This window comes from Streptosporangium sp. G12 (genome assembly GCF_052983175.1).
On record NZ_JBRIQO010000043.1, the window covers coordinates 1 to 18,702 of the forward strand.

An 18,702-nucleotide genomic window follows, 5' to 3' on the forward strand; every position below is an offset into this window, starting at 1 on the left:
ACCGCCGACGAGATCCTCAAGTCCCTCGCCGACTACCTCGCCAAGATCAACCCACCCAGCCAGCCATCAAAGAAATATTTACCCTCTATATTTGTGGCGCATCACACTAGGTCTGGGACCGGGCCGGGTTCCGGGACCGGGCCGGCCCGGGAGCCGCGCTTGGAGAGTGCCCGCACGACAGGTCGCCGGCCGGGCCTTCTCCTCTTCTCCGAGGCGGCTTCGTCACCGTCACCGGGCGAGTCTGGCGAGCATGTCGGGTAGTTCCGCTTCGTGCACCACGGCAAGGCGCCTGGTGGCTCGGGTGATCGCCACGTAGAGATCGTGACCCCCCTTGGGCGACTGGGCGAGGATCTCGTCAGGGGCCACGACCACGACGGCGTCGAACTCCAGCCCCTTGGACTGGGTCACGGTGAGTACCACCACCGGCGTCTCGAGATCGACCTCGGCGAACCCGGTACGACGCGCGTCAGGAACGATGACGGCCAACCGCCCTTCGCCGATCGCGGCGAGCTCGGACTCCACGACGTCCGCGAACCCGAGTGACGTCCGGCGGACGGCGCGAGGCGGAGTCCCGCCGGTACGGACCGACCGCGGGGGGATCTGGTCAGGAGCCACGACGCTCAGGACGTCGGCGGCCACGTCCATGATCTCGGCCGGGGTCCGATAATTGATCATCAGTCGCTCCTCGCGCCAGCGGCCCTCGGCATAGGGTGCCAGCACCTCTTCCCAGGTGCGGGCGCCCGCCGCCGATCCCGTCTGGGCGATGTCGCCGACGACGGTCAGCGAGCGGGTCGGGATGCGCCGCATGACCGAACGCCAGGCCATCGCCGACAGCTCCTGGGCCTCGTCGAGGATCACGTGACCGTAGACCCACGTCCGGTCGGCGGCCGCGCGCTGGGCGGTGGTCAGCGCCGGGCCGCGGTCGTGGTGGCGTTCGGCCAGGGTGCCGACGTCCAGCAGGTCACCGAGCCGCGCCCCGGCCTCGTCCAGGATCTCGAAGTCGTCGTTGTAGGTCAGCACGTCCTGGGCGTAGGCCCGCTCGTCGCGCCGCTCGGCGGCGCCGGCCCGGTCCCGTTCCGGATCGCCGGTCAGGTCGGAGCCGAGCAGCTCGGCGGCCTCGTCGAGCAGCGGCACGTCGCCCACGGTCCACGGCGCGTCCGACGGACGCAGCAGCTCCCCGGCCTCACCGGCGTCCAGACCCGCCGAGAGCATCGCCTCCCAGTCGGCCAGCAACTCGCCGACCAGTCGCTCCGGGGTGAGGACCGGCCACAGCTCGTCCACCGCCCGCCGTACCGCCGGCTGCTCCCACAGCACCCGGCACGCCTCCCGCAGCGTCTCCTCCTCCTCGACCCGCATCTCCTCCTCGTCCGGCGGCAGCTCCAGCCACGAGTCGCCGTCGTCGGGCAGTACCACCCCCAGCTCCTCCTCATCCGTCAGCCACTCGTACTGCTCGGCCTCAGCGGTGGCCAGCGCCCGCAGCATGTCGAGGACGAACACGTGCCGGGCCTCGTTGTGCGGGCTGCGCAGCGCACGGGCGCGGTCGCGGGCGACGACACAGGTGCCGTGGTCCACGCGGAGCGTCGTCCAGTCGACCACGACCTCCTCGCCGCCGCGCACCGAGGTCCGAGCGGGGATCCTGACCTCGAGGTCCCCTTCGGGAACTCGCTGCCGATCCCGTACGGCTCTCGCCATCACCTCGGCCATCCGCAGGTCACCCTTGATCAGAGCCTGGGACGGGCCGTCCTCCGCCGTCGCCACGATGCCCGGATAGAGCCGTCCGAGCGTGGTCATCACCATGTCGCTCTCGCCGAGGGAGGGCAGCACCTGCTCGATGTAGCGGGAGAACAGGTCGTTGGGCCCGATGATCAGGACACCCCTGCGCTCCAGGACGTCCCTGTGCGTATAGAGCAGGTAGGCGGCCCGGTGCAGCGCGGCAACCGTCTTACCGGTGCCGGGACCGCCCTGGACCACGAGGATCCCGTGCAGGCCCGAGCGGATCACGCGGTCCTGCTCGGTCTGGATGGTGGCCACCACCTCGCTCATCCTGCCGGTCCTCGCCCGGCGCAGCGTCGCCAGGAGCGCCGCCTCCCCGACCAGCGACCGGCGGTCGGCGTCGCTCATCCGATCGAGGTCGAACACCTCGTCGTCGACGCCGATCACGGTCCGGTCGCGAGTGTGCAGGTGGCGGCGCCGTACCAGTGAACCCGGGTTGCCGGGCGTGGCGGTGTAGAACGGGCGGGCGGCGGGCGCCCGCCAGTCGATCAGGACCGGCTCGCCGTCGCCGTCGCGCAACCCGATCCTGCCGACGTAGAGGGTCTCACCGCCGGAGTCGTCGATCCTGCCGAAGCACAGGCCGTGCTCCACCCCGTTGAGCCTGGCGAGGCGCCTGGCGTACTCGCCGGAGAACACCTCCCGCTCGACCATGCCCCGGGCGGTGCCGGCCCCGGGACTCCGGTGCGCCTCCTTCAGAGAGGTCTCGGCCCGCTCACGCGCCTCGTCGAGGTGGCAGTACAGCATGGTGACGTAGGACTGCTCGGCCTCGATCTGGGGGCTTGACACTTGACGGCTCGACATTTCCTTGGTACGCTCCTCTTAGTTGGGGACGTGTTTTCTTTTTCATGTGAGAGCGCTAAGAAAACGAGTATAGACCGTCCCGTACGCCGACGCATCGATCTGACGCCGCCCGCCGTACAGCCACCGGCCTCGGGCCGCGAACCACCCCACCGGGCGCGCCGCCCACCCTGTCGGGCGATGACCGGCGGGATGATGGGGCGGCGCAGCCGTTCGCAGTGTCCCCCGTGGTCAGGGGCTCGGCCGACACACCCGGACCTCGCCCGTGCGACGACCCGGGGTCGCCGGTGTGCCACCGGTTTGACCCTCACGCGACGTCAGTCCGTACGGTCGGCGTCATGAGTGACAGGAAGATCAGGTCCCCGCTCAGCGACGAGGAGAAGCGCGAGGTCTGGGGCGAGTTCGCCGACCGGGAGGACGAGTACCTCGCCGAGGTGGAGCGGCGATGGGGGGACTCCGGCGCGTACGCGCAGTCCGCGAAGCGCGTCGCGGCCTACGGAAAGGACCAGTGGGAGCGGATCAACCGCGACAACGCGGCGATCGAGGCGCGGATCCGCGAGCTGATGGACGCCGGCGCGGCCCCGTCGAGCGAGGCGGCGATGGACGTGGCCGAGGCGCAGCGGCGGCACATCGCCCGCTGGTTCTACGACATGACGCACGAGTTCCACGTGCGAAAGAGCCACCTGTACGTGGAGGACCCGCGTTTCCGGGCGGGCATCGAGACGAACACCCGGCCGGGCGCGGCGGAGTGGCTGCGGGAGGCGATCGTGGCCAACGCCTCGCGCGCGGTCGGCGCGCCGCCCGAGGCCGGGTGACCGGCCCGTTCGGGGTGTGGGGCGTCCGGCGGTTCGCCTCCCCCGCCCGAGGCCGCGCGGCGACCTTCCCGGGGACCGGGGGTGTGGGCTGGCCAGGCCGGGAGCCGCGATAGCGTTCCCCGCGTGATTCAGAACGACGAAGCCGAAGGAACCGAACGGGCGGCGATCGAGGAGTCTCCCGGACGGCCGGGAGACTCCTTCCGCGTGACCTTGAGTCCGATCACCGGCGACGACCGGGAGGAGTTCCTCGGCCTGGTCCGCGCCAGCGCCGGCCTGCACCATCCGTGGATGTCCCTGCCCGGCACGGCCGAGGAGTTCCAGGCTCTCCTCACCCGCTATGCCCGGCCCGACGAGGAATGCCTGCTGGTCCGCCTGCGCGACACCGGGGCCATCGCCGGCGTGATCAACATCAACAACATCATCCGCGGACGCTTCCAGTGCGGAGCCCTCGCCTACGCGGCCTTCGCCCCCACCGCCGGCCAGGGCTACATGTCCGAAGGTCTCGAACTGGTGCTGAGACACGCCTTCGAAGACCTGCGGCTCCACCGCCTGGAAGCCCAGGTCCAGCCCGGCAACAAGGCATCCCTCAAGCTCCTCGAACGACACGGCTTCAGGAAGGAGGGCTACTCGCCCGAACTCCTGTTCATCGACGGCGCCTGGCGGGACCACGAACGATGGGCCATCACCGCGCGGATGACCGACACCCGGCCGACGCCTCCGCACCACACCCGGCCGGCCCACTGAACCGCCGCGGCCCCCGCCGCCCCGGCACCACCCGGCCACTTTCCGTCGAACAGGCGCCACTCCGTGTGATCCCGACACGCCCGTGAGCCCGGCGACGACGACCGCCAACGGGACCGGTCGCGGCATGAGCCACCCCCGCTTTGCATGACCATGCGCCGTAATGCATAATCTTGTTTCATGTCCAAGGTTCTCACCTCCCTGCCCATCGGCGAGCGGGTCGGCATCGCCTTCTCAGGCGGCCTCGACACCTCGGTCGCCGTCGCGTGGATGCGCGACAAGGGTGCCGTTCCGTGCACCTACACCGCCGACATCGGCCAGTACGACGAGCCCGACATCGCCTCGGTGCCCGGCCGCGCGCTGACGTACGGTGCCGAGATCGCGCGACTGGTCGACTGCCGCGCGGCGCTGGTCGAGGAGGGCCTGGCCGCGCTCACCTGCGGCGCGTTCCACATCCGCTCGGCAGGGCGCCCCTACTTCAACACCACGCCGCTCGGCCGTGCCGTCACGGGGACCCTGCTGGTCCGGACGATGATCGAGGACGACGTGCAGATCTGGGGCGACGGCTCGACGTTCAAGGGCAACGACATCGAACGGTTCTACCGGTACGGCCTGCTCGCCAATCCCCACCTGCGCATCTACAAGCCCTGGCTGGACGCGGACTTCGTGTCCGAGCTCGGCGGCCGCAAGGAGATGTCGGAGTGGCTGCTCGCCCACGGCCTGCCCTACCGCGACAGCACCGAGAAGGCCTACTCGACCGACGCCAACATCTGGGGCGCCACCCACGAGGCCAAGACCCTGGAGCACCTCGACACCGGCATCGAGACCGTGGACCCGATCATGGGCGTGCGGTTCTGGGATCCCGAGGTCGAGATCGCCGCCGAGATCGTGACCATCGGCTTCGAGCAGGGCCGCCCGGTGACGATCAACGGCAAGGAGTTCGCCACCCCGGTCGACCTGGTGATGGAGGCGAACACGATCGGCGGACGGCACGGCATGGGCATGTCGGACCAGATCGAGAACCGGGTGATCGAGGCCAAGAGCCGCGGCATCTACGAGGCGCCCGGGATGGCGTTGCTGCACGCGGCGTACGAGCGGCTGGTCAACGCGATCCACAACGAGGACACCCTGGCGAGCTACCACAACGAGGGACGGCGCCTCGGCCGGCTGATGTACGAGGGCCGCTGGCTCGACCCGCAGGCGCTGATGCTGCGCGAGTCGCTGCAGCGCTGGGTGGGCACGGCGATCACCGGCGAGGTGACGCTGCGGCTGCGGCGCGGTGAGGACTACTCGATCCTGGACACCTCGGGCCCTGCCTTCAGCTACCACCCGGACAAGCTGTCGATGGAGCGCACCGAGGACTCGGCGTTCGGCCCGGTGGACCGGATCGGCCAGCTCACCATGCGCAACCTCGACATCGCCGACTCGCGCGCCAAGCTCGAGCAGTACGCCGGCCTCGGCATGGTCGGCACCACCCACCCCGCGCTCATCGGCGCCGCCCAGGCGGCCTCGACCGGGCTGATCGGCGCGATGCCGCGGGGCGGCGCCGAGGCCATCGCCTCCCGCGGCGAGGTCTCCGGCGACGACGAGATGCTCGACCGCGCCGCGATGGAGTTCGGCACCGACTGACCGTGGAGATCTCTCTCGCGGTGGTGCCTGACCGCGCCGGCACCACCGCGACGGCGGGGAGGACCAGGAGAGGACCGGAGGAAGACCACCCGGCGCGCCGGCCACGGTCGCGGCGCTGAAACTTTCAGAACCCCGAGGTCCGCGGACGGGCCGCGGGGCCGGCGCCGCGGGCGGCGCCGGGACGCCGGGAAGACGCAGGTCGCGCGCGGCCGGCCTCCGGTGGGAGCAGACCGGGAAAGCCGCGCGGGACGCCGGCCCCGCGCGCCGGGCCCGCCGGGGATCCCGCCCGCGCTTGACCGCCCCGAGACCGCTGCCGACACTTGGCACACATTTGCCTTCATGCCTGTGAAGAGCCCGACATCCAGCGGAAATGTTAACGCTAACAGCAGCCGTCGCGCGTTCGTGGAGCATCGTCCGCAACGAGAGGCACCCCCCTGTGAACAGACTCGCAAGCCCTCCCCCGCGAGGCGTCCGCCGCCATGCCGGAGCCGTTCTCGCGGCAGCCGTCCTGGTCCTGCTCGCGGTGTGCCAGTCGCTCGTGGCCGCCGGACCGGCCGCCGCCGCGACGATCGACACCAACGCCTGGTACGTCCTGGTGAACCGGCACAGCGGCAAGGCCGTCGACGTCCTCGATCTCGCCACCGGCGACGGCGCCCCCATCGCCCAGTGGTCCCGCAACGACGGCGCCTGGCAGCAGTGGCAGTTCGTCGACTCCGGCGGCGGTTACTACCGGCTGCGCTCACGTCACAGCGGCAAGGTCCTCGACATCTACAACCACTCCACCGCCGACGGCGCCCAGGTCGTCCAGTACACCGACCTCAACGGCGGCAACCAGCAGTTCCGCGTCGTCGACACCGACGGCGGCCACATCAAGCTGATCAACCGCACCAGCGGCAAGGCCCTGGAGGTGTGGGAGCGGTCCACCGCCGACGGCGCCCGCGTGTCGCAGTACACCGACCTCAACGGCGCCAACCAGCAGTGGCAGCTCGTGAAGCTCGGCGGCACCGACCCGGTCCCCGGCGACGCCAAGCAGATGGAGGACCTGGACCGCGGCCTGATCAGCGTGCGCTCCGGCAGCGGCAACCTGGTGTCCTGGCGCCTGCTGGGCACCGAGTCCCGCGACACCACGTTCAACGTCTACCGGGGCGGCACCCTGGTCGCCGGTGTCACGAACTCCACCAACTACCTGGACTCCGGCGCCGCGGCCGACGCCTCGTACACGGTGCGCGCCGTGGCCGGCGGCAGCGAGCAGGCCGACTCGGGGACCGCGTTGCGCTTCGGCAACGGCTACCTGGACGTGCCGATCAGCCCGCCCAGCGGCAACCACACCGCCAGCGACGCGAGCACGGGCGACCTGGACGGGGACGGCAGGCTGGACCTGGTGCTCAAGTGGGAGCCCAACGACGCCAAGGACAACTCCCAGTCCGGGGTCACCAGCCCGGTCTACGTCGACGGGATCAGGCTCGACGGCACCCGGCTGTGGCGGATCAACCTGGGCCGCAACATCCGCGCCGGCGCCCACTACACCCAGTTCCAGGTGTACGACTACGACGGCGACGGCCGGGCCGAGGTGGCGATGAAGACCGCCGACGGCACGGTCGACGGCCGCGGCACCACCATCGGCAACGCGAGCGCCAACCACGTCAACTCCTCCGGCTACATCCTGGCCGGGCCGGAGTACCTGACGATGTTCAACGGCCAGACCGGCGCCGCGATGTCGACCGTCGGCTACGAGCCGCCGCGCGGCACCGTCTCCTCCTGGGGTGACAACTACGGCAACCGGGTGGACCGGTTCCTGGCGGGCACCGCCTACCTGGACGGCCAGCGGCCGAGCCTGATCATGGCACGCGGCTACTACACGCGGGCGGTCATCGTCGCCTGGGACTTCCGCAACGGCTCGCTGACCCGCCGCTGGACGTTCGACTCCAACTCCTCGGGCAACAGCGGCTACGCCGGCCAGGGCAACCACCAGCTGTCCATCGCCGACGTGGACGCCGACGGCAGGCAGGAGATCGTCTACGGCGCGGCCACGATCGACGACAACGGCGCCGGCATGTACCGCACCGGCTTCGGGCACGGCGACGCGCTGCACGTCGGCGACCTGATCCCGGGCCGGTCTGGCCTGGAGGTGTTCACCATCCACGAGGCGGGCAACCAGCCCGCGGCCGACGTGCACGACGCCCGCACCGGGCAGGTCGTCTGGCAGCGGCCGAACAACGGCGGCGCGGAGGGACCCGGCCGCGGCGTGGCCGCCGACATCTACGCCGGCAGCCCGGGAGCGGAGTTCTGGGGCGCGGGGACCAACATGGGCAACCTGTACAACTCCTCCGGGGCCTCGGTCGGCCGCAACCCCTCCTCGGCCAACTTCCTGGCCTGGTGGGACGGCGACCCGGTGCGCGAGCTGCTGGACCAGACCCGGATCGACAAGTACGGCACCGGCGGGGAGACCCGGCTGCTGACCGCCTCCGGGGTGCACTCCAACAACGGCACCAAGGCCACCCCGTCCCTGTCGGGCGACATCCTCGGCGACTGGCGCGAGGAGGTCATCTGGCCCACCACCGACAACCGGGCCCTGCGGATCTACTCCACGCCGACCGCGACCACCACGAAGATCCACACGCTGCTGCACGACCCGCAGTACCGGGTGGCCCTGGCCTGGCAGAACACCGCCTACAACCAGCCGCCCCACCCGAGCTTCTTCATCGGCGACGGCATGGCCACCCCGCCCCAGCCGAAGATCTACCTGCCCTGATCCCTCGCGCACGGTCCCCGGCACCCCCCGGTGCCGGGGACCGTGCGCGAGGGCCACGGAAATGCCGAGGGCCCTCCCCCACCGCCCTCACCGGTCGTCAAGGATCACTTCGGGTCCTTCCACCCGGAGAGGATGTCGGTGGCCTCCCCCTTCCCCGAGCCGCCGTCCCGGTTCGCGGCGTCGATCAGGCGGCCGAAGTCCTTGCGCGACATGAGCTCGTCCGGAGTGGTGGTCACCCGCTTCCCGGTCTCCGGATGGGACGGGCCGGCGCACTCGGCGTGCTCCGGGGTGCACATGCCGTACGCGCCCATCTGGTCCAGGGGCCCGTCCCAGGCCTTGCGCCTGGCGTCCTCCGCCCTGGCCCGCAACATCACCCCGTAGGCGATCAGGCCTCTCGCCGCGTCCTTCGCGCCGTCGTCGTCGTGGTCCATCGCGTTGGCCGCCACCATCCCGGGGGCCTCGTAGGTGAGGCCGTCCGCGCTGGTGTAGGTGGTGACGTCGGCGCCGGTCAGCAACCCCCCGGTGCCGAAGATGCCGACCTCGGCCTTGACCTGCCAGGTGCCGCCGCTCTCCGCGTCCGGGATGGCGGGTCCGTACACGGTCACCAGCATGGCCTCGGCGGAGTTCCCGTCGGCGACGGAGGTCTCCAGGTGGCCGACGTCCAGTTGCGCGGAGGTGCCCCAGGTCCGGCGGCCCGCGGAGATCTCGGCGTTGGTGGCGTTGACCTCGACGTGCATGAGGGTGCCGACGCCACCGCCGTTGTAGTGGGTCTGTCTGGCGAAGGTGGAACCGTTCACCGGCCGGTCCTCCAGGCCGTCCGGGTCGACCAGGCCGACCGGGTTGTTGCGGGTGTAGGTGTAGAGGTTCGCCCGCCGCGGGTCCGCGGTGTCCGGTGTGAAGCGGTACTTCGGGTCGGTGGAGGTCCACTGCAGGGCCAGCGGGTCGTAGTAGCGGTATCCGTAGTAGTGCAGCCCCGCGGTGGCGTCGCGGTCCTTTCCGTTGAACTCCCGGGAGTACTTCCCCGCCGGGGTGCCCGCGGCGAGCGTCTCGGTGAGCAGCTCGCCGAAGGCACCGTAGGAGGCGGTCCGCAGCACCGGGGCCTGGCCGGTGGCGTCGGGCGCCGCGCCGAGGGTGAGGACCTGGTGGCCCTGCACCGAGCCGACGTGGTGCTCGACGGTGCCGGTGGCGTGGTCGCCGTCGACGCGGGCCACGGCGTCGCCGCCGATCCGCACGAGGTGGCGGTACTCGGCGGCCGCGCCGGGCCGGTAGCGGGCCTCCAGGTCGCCGAACCAGCGGCGGACCTCGGCGAGGGTGCCGTCGGCGTCGTGCCGGACCGCGGCGATCCGGGTGTTGCCGTCGTAGAAGAAGGTCTCCTTCTCCCCGTCCGGCCGGGTCACCCTGCGCAGCCGGTAGCCGTCCCAGCGCTGGCCGACCACGGTGCCGTCGGGCAGCGCGCGGGTGAGCGTGTTGCCCGCCTCGTCGTAGGCGTAAACGGCCAGGTCGGTCCCGTCGGCCCTGCGCAGCGCGACCAGCCGCTGCGGGTCGCCGCCCGCCCGCGGGTCCTGGTAGACGTGGGTGACGTCACGGGCCACCGGCCGGGCCGCACCGGTCGCGGAGACGTCGGCCGCCGCCATCCGGCCGCCCGGGGTGTACCGGAAGGTGCCCCGGTAGCCGGTGCCGCCGGACTGCGCGGCGCCGGTGAGCTGGTGGCGGTGATCGTAGCTGTAGGTGGTGGTGCGGACCGGCTCGCCGGTGCCGCCGAGCTGCTCGGCGATCTCCTCGACCTCGCCGTTGTCGTGGTAGCCCAGCGTCTGCCGGTACCGCTGGGTGCCGCCGGCCTTGCCCATGACCTGCAGCGAGGTGGCGCGGCCGAATCTGTCGTGGCCGTGGAACACGACCGGGCGGGCGAACCCGGCGGTGGCGTCCTGGTTGGTGGACCTGACGGTGACCAGGCCGAGCCGGTTGCGGAAGGACTGGATCGTCATGCTCCTGCCGCCGACGGTGAACCGCGCCTCGGAGGGCACGCCGTCGTGGTCGTAGCCGGTGTGCACCGACGGCCCCTCGTAGGTGACCGTTCCGTGCGCCAGCACCGCGGAGTACGTGCCGCGCTCCTCGTTGCCGGCCGCGTCCCGCTGGTGGTCGACCGCCAGGTCGTCCGCCGTGACCAGTCCGGACAGCGCCGGCACGATCTGCCGGGCGCCGGCCAGGTGGCCGTACGGGGTGTAGCGGTTGACCACGGTGACCGACGGCGAGCCGGTGTACGACAACCGGCCGACCTGGTTCGCGGCCTGGACGGCGGGGAGCGAGGAGTGCGCCCGGTCGTAGCCGTACTCCTTCGGGCCGAGCTTGAACTCCTCCCGCTCCGCGGCGGTCAGGTCGCGCACCGCCGGGATCTCCTTGACGACCCGGTTCAGGTCGTCGTACTCGGTGGTGTGGGTGTAGGCCGCGGCCTGCGCGCCGGCCGGCAGCGGCTCGGTGATCGACGTCATGTTGCCGTTGGCGTCGTAGCCGTACGACCAGGTGCGGCCCGCGCTGGTGATCGACCGGCGGTTGCCGGAGTGGTCGTGCACCAGCGTGGTGGTCACGCCGTCGGAGTCCGACACCGAGGCCGTGCGGCCCGCGCCGTCGTAGGCGTGGAAGGTGGTGGCCCAGAGCGGGAGGTTCTCGCCGTCGGAGTCGCGGGTGCCACGCCGCTCGTCGATCGTGGAGACCTGCCCGGCCGCGTCCCGCCGGGTGATCGTCTGGGACGGCGGCGAGCCGTCGGCGGTCTGCTGCGACACGGTGTGCGCGAGCCCGTCGTAGGTGTGCAGTTCGAAGACCTGCGACCCCGACCCGGTCTCCTGGACCCTGACCGGCCGGTCCAGCGCGTCGTAGGTCGTGCGCACGCCCACCGAGCCGGACTCGCCGTCGCCGCGCGGCACGAACACCTGGTACGCCCGGCCCGCGGCGTCGTAGTCGTAGCTCGTCGTGAAGTCCTGCTGGGTCCGCTGCCGCACGACGCTGCGGAGGGTGCGGCCCAGGCCGTCGAGCTCCGTCGTCGTGCTGCTGAACAGGCCGTCCCCGACCAGTTCCCGCGTCACGCGCGACACCGGCGCGCCACCGGCGGGCGCGTCGTCGTAGGTGGCGCGGGCCACCTCGACGCCGGTCGCCCCGCCCGCGCCGGCGGCGTGCCGCAGGGTCTGCAGCGGCCGGCCGAACCCGTCGATCCTGACGACGGTGCGCTCCCGGAACTCGGCGTCGCCGAACGCGCACGCGGTCGCCGGGTCCGGCTCGCCGCCGGCGTCCGGCCCGTCCGGGCAGACGTAGTCCGGGCCCGCCACGTCGAGCGCGACCCCGGTGCCGAGGTCCACGACGGACGTCGTCACGTGGCCGGCCGGGTTGGTCGTACGGACCACGTGCACGCCGTGGGCGTCGTAGGCGTACTCGGTGAACCCGGCCGCGTCGTTGGTGTTGCCGTACCTGGCGACCTGCGCCGGCTGCCACGTCCGGTACGGCAGGCCGCGGTGGGCGCCGTCGCCGCCGTGGTACTGGTACCGGGTGGTCCGGTCGGGCACGCCCGCCATGGCGTCGTCCACCGTGACGTTCTTCGGGTAGTGGAAGTCGCCGTCGTGGTAGGAGGTGCGGGTCACCCCGAGCGGGGTGGTCACACCGTCGAGCACGCGCTCCTCGACGGTGGTGTCCGGCGCCACCCGGTACACCGCGCTCGTCCAGGCCACCTTGTGGGACGGCGAGGCGCGCCGGATCTCCTGCCTGCCCTGCCCGTCGACGAAGCGGGTCTCGACCTTGCTCGGCAGGTCCGCGACGAACGTCCCGCCGACGCTGTTCCCCGCCCAGCCGGTCTCGACGACCAGCGACGGCGCCGACGCGACGCACGCGTCCGCGGTCTGCCCGAGGGCCCCGGTGCAGGTACGGGTGGTCGTCGCCCTCGGCAGCACCACCCGCGGCGAGAAGCCCGCCACCATGCCGGGCGCGCGCAGCCAGAGTTCCCGCACGTGGTAGGTCTCGTCCACCACCCGCATCACGCCCGTCTGGCCGGCCGGGTCGAACGCCGGGGCCGCGGTGAACGCCGTGTCGCCGCGGACCGTCGCGGTGCGCCGGGGCAGCCCGCGGTGGTCCTGGTCGAAGGCGTACAGCCGGACCGTGGTCAGGTCGTCGCCGGCGTCACCCGGGTCGCCGGCCCGCAGCGTCCGCACCTCGGCGAACCCGCGGAACCGGGACTGCCCGTACGGGCCGGGCGTGAAGGCGGGCAGCCGGAAGTGGTGCCGGGTGGTCATCTCCGGCTCGCCCTGCCCGGGACGCACGGTGACCCGCGTGGCCGTCCACTTGCCGGCGACCGGGTCGTAGCCGTACGACACCAGGGACGTGGCACCGTAGCCGTTGCTCACCGTGCGCAGCAGCCGCGCCGGGGCGTTGTGGTTCTCGCCGGTGTCCAGGATCGCCTTGGCGTACCGTACCGTCACCGAGCCGTCGCCGTCGCCGTCCTCGACCAGGTCCAGCAGGCCGTCGGCGTTCACGTCGGCCGCCTTGTGCGCGTAGGTGTGCAGGTAGTCGGCGCGGTCCACGAACTGGTTCCGCATGGCCCCGCCGGTGACCCGGCCGCCGAGCCGGTCGGCGAGGGCGGCGTCCACGCCGGTGGCCCTCACCCAGGCGGCGCCGCCGCCCAGGTACAGCTTGGCCGCGGTGCCGGCGTTGTGGAACAGCGCGTCCGGCACGCCGTCGTAGTCCAGGTCCACCAGCCGGGTCCTCACGTACCGGGTGCTCGCGGTCGGGTAACCCTGCCAGTCGTGGGAGTCCTCCACCAGCCGGAACGACTCCAGCCGCCTGGTGTCGGCCGCGCCCTCGCTGAACATCGCCTGGCCGCCGCCGGCCGCGGTGCCGAAGCCGAACCCGGTGTTGTAGGTCACCCGGGTGCCGCCGTCTCGCACCTCGATCCGGTCGGGCAGCCCGTCGGCGTTGACGTCCGGCTCGACGCCGCCCCGCATGTAGCCGGTGTAGGTCTCCAGGCAGCCGGGGCAGCCGGAGCCCTCGGCCCGGTCCCTGCCCGGCGCGAAGTCGGCGTTCTGCGCCCCGTCCGGCAACTTGATCGGGTCGCCGAAACCACCGCCCTTCGTGCCGGGCAGCACGTAGCCGCTGTCCACCGCGAAGTCGCCGTAGCCGTCGCCGGTGATGTCGGTCAGCGTGCCGAGGACCTGCTTCGGGCCTTCGAGGGAGGCGTACGGCGCGTGGAAGGCGCCCACGAACCCCGGTTCGGGCACCGTGACGATCCGCTCGTTCAGCCGGGTGTCGGTGGTCCGGCCCGCCGGGACCTTCGCCGGGGTCGCCTCGAAGCCGGTGCCGGTGTTGCGGTACACGTACCAGTACGCCTGGCGCGCCGTCACCTGGACGGGGTCGATCGACGAGTTCGGGATGCGGAATTTGAACTCGGTCCGCCAGTGCGGGTCCGCGGGCACGCCGTCCCGCTCCGGGTCGTCCCAGAGCGGCGCGGGCACGCCGTGCGTGCTCGCGTACGGGCAGTGCACCGAGGCGATCGGCTGGGAGACCAGATCGGGGCGGCGGTCGCCGTCCACGTCGTAGAAGCCGTGCCGCACCTGCTGCATGGAGCCCCAGCCGGCGCGCGCCCCCCAGTTCGCCACCGTGTGACACGGTTTGGACGCGTCGCCCTGCCAGCCCGCCGAGGTGGAGCTGAACGAGCGGTTCAGCGAGCACAGCAGCTCGCCCACCCCGCTGTCGCCCGCGCCCGCGCTCACCGGCACGTCCGCCATGGCCTTGGCCAGGCTGAACGACGCGAAGAGGGCGTCGTTCCTGGCGAAGCCCGCGTCGCCCCGGTTCACGTACACCTCGACGTGGCAGCCGCCGGTGAACGGGCCGTCCGTGCTTGCCCGCGACAGGTTCATGTCGCCGGACTCGCCCGAACGCCTCAGCAGGTCCACCCGGCCGTCACCGTTGATGTCCAGCCACATCCGGGTGACGCTCTCCCCGGACGCCTGCGCCGCCGACGCCTGCCAGGACAGGTGGTAGGAACTCGGCAGGTTCGCCGTGCCGTCGCCCGGCACCGCGCAGAACCTCGCGTCGCAGGACCGGAAGCCCGACGTGGGCGCGAACAGCCCGGCCGTGTCGCCGAACTGGTCGACCGTGTTGGTGTCGACCGACTCCGGCATCCTCAGGTTCGCCACCGTCACCGCGGGCTGGTAGTGCTCCTCCCTGGTGTACGCGGCCGCCTTGCCGTACGTGAACCGGGTGGCGGGCAGCACCGTCGTGCCGCCCGTCCCCGAGCCGATGTTCGGCGAGTACGCGGTCTGCTGGACGCTCGCCAGCTCGCGGAACGGCGCGGCCGTCCCCGCCGCGCAGTCGTCGGTGCCCGAGTAGCCGAGCTGGTACTGGCGCACGTGGAAGAACCCGGTGCCGTTCAGGTTCTTGCGCTGCGTGATGATCCGGTCCAGCTTGCGGGTGCCGGACAGCAGTCCCGTCCCGTACCGGTAGTCGAGCCTGCTGCCGACCGGCAGCAGGTCCGAGGTGTCCGGATTGCCGCAGAAGACCGGGTCCAGGTGGTCGAACACCACCCGGGCGTACGGCTGGTCGCCGCCGGCCTGGGACGAGCCGGGCGACCAGTAGTCGATGCTCGACAGCAGGAACTCCCGCGGGTGCCCGGCCGCGGGCGCGGCCGTGGTGCGCCCCACCACGGTGTAGTTGTACCTGAGCTGATGGCCGGTGTGGTCGGTCTCGCTGACCAGCGGCGCGTACCCGTACGGGTGCTGGCTCTTCACCCCGAACCGCTGCACCGTGCCGTCGCCGCGGAACGCCTTCCACCAGTACGGCTCGGAGGCGACCTCGCCGAGATATTCGAACCGGGTGTAGCCGGTGTCGTTGAGCGCCCTGTACCCCACCCCGCCGGGCGAGACCGGCAGGCTCTGGTCCGGCACCATCGGGCTGCCGTCCGGTCCGGCGAAGTTGCGCGGATCGGCCGTGCCGCCGCCGTCCGGCCGCTCCGGGCGGAACGTCCCGGCCTCCGGGTCCACCGTGACCGCCCGCACCGGCAGGCTCCACCCCGCGGCCACCCCGCCGTGCACCGGCGCCGACGACGCGTACCGCAACGCCACCGCCGGGCTCTGCCCCCGCCGTCCCGGCGGGACCTCGATCGGGTACGAGTACGTGAAGTCACCGTCCGGGGCGGTCTGCCCGGATCCCCCCGCCTGCGCCGTCGCCTCCGGCGCCTTGTTCGCCCCCGCCATCAGGGCGGCCGCGTTTCCCGGCCGCCGCGCGTCCGCGCGCGCGGGCGCGCTCGTCACCAGCCCGCCCGCCAGTACGGCCACCGCGGCGACCACCGCGACCGGACCCCCGGCCCGTCTTCGTAACACGTGGAACTCCTTGGACAAGAAGAGGAGGGCCTGCCGTCAGGACAGCACCCTCATGTCCACAGAAGTTTGTTCTACGACGCCCGCGACCAGGAGGCAGCAATACGCACAGCGAGCGCGTATTACTGCACATTCCCCTTCCCGTCGAAGCCCGCGCCGCCGAACCCGTCGCCGGCCCGCCACGGGCCACGGTTCCCCGGCACGCGGTCAGCGCGCGCGAACACCTGACGGGCCTGCTTCGGCCCGTCCCGGAAGTTGTGCTCGCCCCCATGCGGAAGCGGCCAGGCGGTGCCCTTGTGCCAGACGTGGTCGGGCGGCCGGAACAGCTACGTCGTCACGCCGCCGAGGATGCGGATCGGATGGACGCAGGGCTTGGGCGACTCCGGCACGGGGGTGCGGGGCCGGTGGACGCAGGTGAACGGCTCGACGTCACCGGCGCCGACGGTGACCGACCGGTCGAGCGCGCGGCAGGCCTGGAGGGTCACGTGGTCCTCCCCTTCCAGGGAGCGCCGGTCCCGTCCATGCGCAGCGCGAACGGGCTGTCGGGGGTGACCTGTCCGGCGCGTACGCGCTCGCCGGTGAAGGCGGAGGCGTACAGGGCGGCGATGAACTCCATGGTCCGCCTGGCGTCCTGGCTGGTCACCGGGGGTGCCTGGCCCTGGTCCAGGGCGTCGAGCACGGCGGCGAACCAGTCCTGGTGACCGCTTCGCGCACCGCCGCCTCCGCCGTCCCACAGGGGGGTCACGTCCTCGTGGCCGGGGGCGGGGGTGAGGATCCAGTCGTCGTCGGTGTAGCCGTAGAGGTGTTCCACCTCGACGGTGGCGCGCTCGTAGTCGAACCGCAGCGCGCTGGTCTGGCGCGGTGAGAGCACCGAGTTGACCACGGTGGCGAGCGCGCCGTCCTCGAACGTGACGATCGCCATCGACACGTCCTCGGTGTCGATGGAGCGGGCCCGGCGGGCGGCGACGGCGGTGACCTCGGCCCACGGGCCGAGCACCGACAGCAGCAGGTCGAACTGGTGGATGCCGTGCCCCATGGTCGGCCCGCCGCCCTCCGACTCCCAGGCCCCGCGCCAGGGCACCGCGTAGTAGGCCTCGTCGCGGTACCACCGGGTCTCGCAGGTCGCCAGCAGCGCCCGTCCCAGCGCGCCGTCCTCGGCCAGGCGGCGCAGCCGCAGCGCGCCCGCGCCGAAGCGGTGCTGCAGGACGGTCGCCACGTGTGCCGTCGAGCGGCGCTCGGCCTCGGCCAGGGCGTCGAACTCGGCCAGCGAGAGCGTGGCCGGCTTCTCCACCAGAGCCGTCACGCCCGCCTCCAGGCACTCCAGCGCCAGCAGCGCGTGCAGTGCCGGCGGGGTGCACAGGTGCACCAGGTCCACCTCGTGCTCGCGCAGCAGTTCGGTCAGGCCGCCGTGGGCCGCCGGGACGTTCCAGGTGCCGGCGAAATCCCTGGCCCGGCCGAGGTCCACGTCGGCCACGGCTACGAGCGAGGCCCGGCCGCCCGCGCCGGTTACGGCACGGGCATGGGCGTCGGCGATCGCACCGGTACCGACGATCGCGGCCCGGTGGTTGCGTTCGGACATGAGTTCCTTCACTAGGGGGTCAGGCACCGTCGATCTCGGCCTGCGGTTCCTTGGCGAACGACGCGGCCGCCCGGTCCGGCGCCACCTTCCGCCCACTCGGCGCTTTCGCCGCCGCTCCGGGTCGGCTCGCCCTCGGCCATGAGCTCAGCACCGTACAAGCACTCGGCGAAATCGTCACGCGATGTATGGAAGCTGCTCCGGCTGCACCCGTCCCAGCAGCGGTGTGCCATTGAGGAACCGGCTCACCTCGGCCACGGCGAACTCGCCGAGACGCCGCATCTCACGGCCCTGCGCCCCCGCCAGGTGCGGGGTGATCAGGACGTTGGGCAGGCCGAAGAGGGGGTGCCCGGGCGGCAGCGGCTCGGGGTCGGTGACATCGAGGACGGCGGAGATCCGGCCGGTGGCGCAGAGCCGGGTCAGTGCCTCGGTGTCGATCAGGGCTCCGCGAGCGGTGTTGATGACGGTCGCTCCGTCGGGCAGGAGGTCCAGCCTGCGGCCGTCGAGCATGTGGCGGGTTTCCGGGAGAGCGGGGGCGTGCACGGTGACGAGGTCGCTGCGGCGGCAGAGGTCGTCCACGTCGACCGCCTCGGCACCGAGGCGGGAGGCTTCGGTGGCGGTCAGGTACGGGTCGTAGAGCAGGACCTCGACGTCGAACTCCCGCAGCCGCCGCAGCACGAGACGGCCCACCCGGGAGGCTCCGATCACGCCCACGGTGCAGCCGTGCAGGCCGGTGCCGTCGCCGGAGAGCCAGTCCACGGGCCCGCCCTCGACGGCGGTGGCGTAGCGCCTGGCGCGGCCGAACACCTGCTTGGCGCCCAGGACGAGCATGGCCATGGTGTAGTCGGCGACGGGGACGGCATTGGCCTCCGCGGCGGTGGACACGAGGAGCCCGCGCTCGAACACGACGGGGTCGACGGAGGTCTTGACGGTGCCGGCGGCGTGCACGAGGGCACGCAGCCGCGGCGCGGCCTCCAGCACGGTGGCGTCGATGCGCGGGCACCCCCATCCGGTGAGCAGGATGTCCGCGCGCGCCAGGACCGCGGCGGCGGACGGCCCTTCGAAGGAGGTGAACGTCATCGCCGGATCGATGTCGACCAGGTGTCGCAGTCGAGTGACGAGGTCGGCCGGGAAGACTCCGCCGAACGCCCAGGGGGCGATGGCGAAAGCCGCGACGGGTCGCCGTGGCACGGAGTGGACTCCTATCGGTAGATCGGCGGGGAGAACGAATGTAAACGGTTCCACAAACAGAGCAACCTTACGCTC

Annotated in this window: 9 protein-coding genes; 4 read left to right on the top strand and 5 right to left on the bottom strand. The window is 72.1% G+C overall.

Annotated features, from left to right (window positions below; translation table 11 throughout):
* Window positions 1–228 precede the first annotated feature (228 nt).
* Window positions 229–2,574, bottom strand: coding sequence for an ATP-binding domain-containing protein (locus ACVCAG_RS42085; protein ID WP_440088867.1), 2,346 nt, complete (start codon window positions 2,572–2,574; stop codon window positions 229–231).
* A gap of 335 nt (window positions 2,575–2,909) precedes the next feature.
* Here ACVCAG_RS42085 and ACVCAG_RS42090 point away from each other — a divergent pair, with 335 nt between their 5' ends.
* The 4 genes from ACVCAG_RS42090 (at window position 2,910) to ACVCAG_RS42105 (ending at window position 8,508) form a co-directional block, all read left to right on the top strand.
* Window positions 2,910–3,386, top strand: a complete 477-nt coding sequence (locus ACVCAG_RS42090; protein ID WP_440088869.1) for a TipAS antibiotic-recognition domain-containing protein — start codon at window positions 2,910–2,912, stop codon at window positions 3,384–3,386.
* A gap of 123 nt (window positions 3,387–3,509) precedes the next feature.
* A complete protein-coding gene (locus ACVCAG_RS42095) occupies window positions 3,510–4,130 on the top strand; it encodes a GNAT family N-acetyltransferase (protein WP_440088871.1) in 621 nt (206 codons plus the stop codon).
* A gap of 177 nt (window positions 4,131–4,307) precedes the next feature.
* Complete coding sequence (gene argG, locus ACVCAG_RS42100; protein ID WP_440088872.1) at window positions 4,308–5,756, top strand: argininosuccinate synthase; 1,449 nt, start codon at window positions 4,308–4,310, stop codon at window positions 5,754–5,756.
* A gap of 436 nt (window positions 5,757–6,192) precedes the next feature.
* Entirely contained in the window at window positions 6,193–8,508 is a 2,316-nt protein-coding gene (locus ACVCAG_RS42105; RefSeq protein ID WP_440088874.1) for a rhamnogalacturonan lyase family protein, read from the top strand.
* 104 nt (window positions 8,509–8,612) lie between these two features.
* On the opposite strand, the gene ACVCAG_RS42110 is transcribed toward ACVCAG_RS42105, so the two are convergent.
* From ACVCAG_RS42110 to ACVCAG_RS42125, 4 genes are all read right to left on the bottom strand, one after another.
* Complete coding sequence (locus ACVCAG_RS42110) at window positions 8,613–15,863, bottom strand: RHS repeat-associated core domain-containing protein (protein WP_440088875.1); 7,251 nt, start codon at window positions 15,861–15,863, stop codon at window positions 8,613–8,615.
* Window positions 15,864–16,186: 323 nt separating this feature from the next.
* Window positions 16,187–16,345, bottom strand: a complete 159-nt coding sequence (locus tag ACVCAG_RS42115; protein WP_447191476.1) for a hypothetical protein — start codon at window positions 16,343–16,345, stop codon at window positions 16,187–16,189.
* Window positions 16,342–17,439, bottom strand: a complete 1,098-nt coding sequence (locus ACVCAG_RS42120; protein ID WP_447191477.1) for a Gfo/Idh/MocA family protein — start codon at window positions 17,437–17,439, stop codon at window positions 16,342–16,344. The genes ACVCAG_RS42115 and ACVCAG_RS42120 overlap by 4 nt, the downstream gene beginning before the upstream one ends.
* Before the next feature lie 174 nt (window positions 17,440–17,613).
* Window positions 17,614–18,627 carry a hydroxyacid dehydrogenase gene (locus tag ACVCAG_RS42125; protein ID WP_447191478.1) on the bottom strand — a complete coding sequence of 338 codons (1,014 nt, stop codon included), beginning with the start codon at window positions 18,625–18,627 and terminating at the stop codon, window positions 17,614–17,616.
* Between the last annotated feature and the right edge of the window lie 75 nt (window positions 18,628–18,702).

What these genes read in the sequence shown, in the direction of transcription:
- ACVCAG_RS42120 (WP_447191477.1), bottom strand. Translation starts at nt 17,439, where the DNA reads ATGTCCGAACGCAACCACCGGGCCGCGATCGTCGGTACCGGTGCGATC.
- ACVCAG_RS42085 (WP_440088867.1), bottom strand. Translation starts at nt 2,574, where the DNA reads ATGTCGAGCCGTCAAGTGTCAAGCCCCCAGATCGAGGCCGAGCAGTCC.
- ACVCAG_RS42090 (WP_440088869.1), top strand. Translation starts at nt 2,910, where the DNA reads ATGAGTGACAGGAAGATCAGGTCCCCGCTCAGCGACGAGGAGAAGCGC.
- argG (WP_440088872.1), top strand. Translation starts at nt 4,308, where the DNA reads ATGTCCAAGGTTCTCACCTCCCTGCCCATCGGCGAGCGGGTCGGCATC.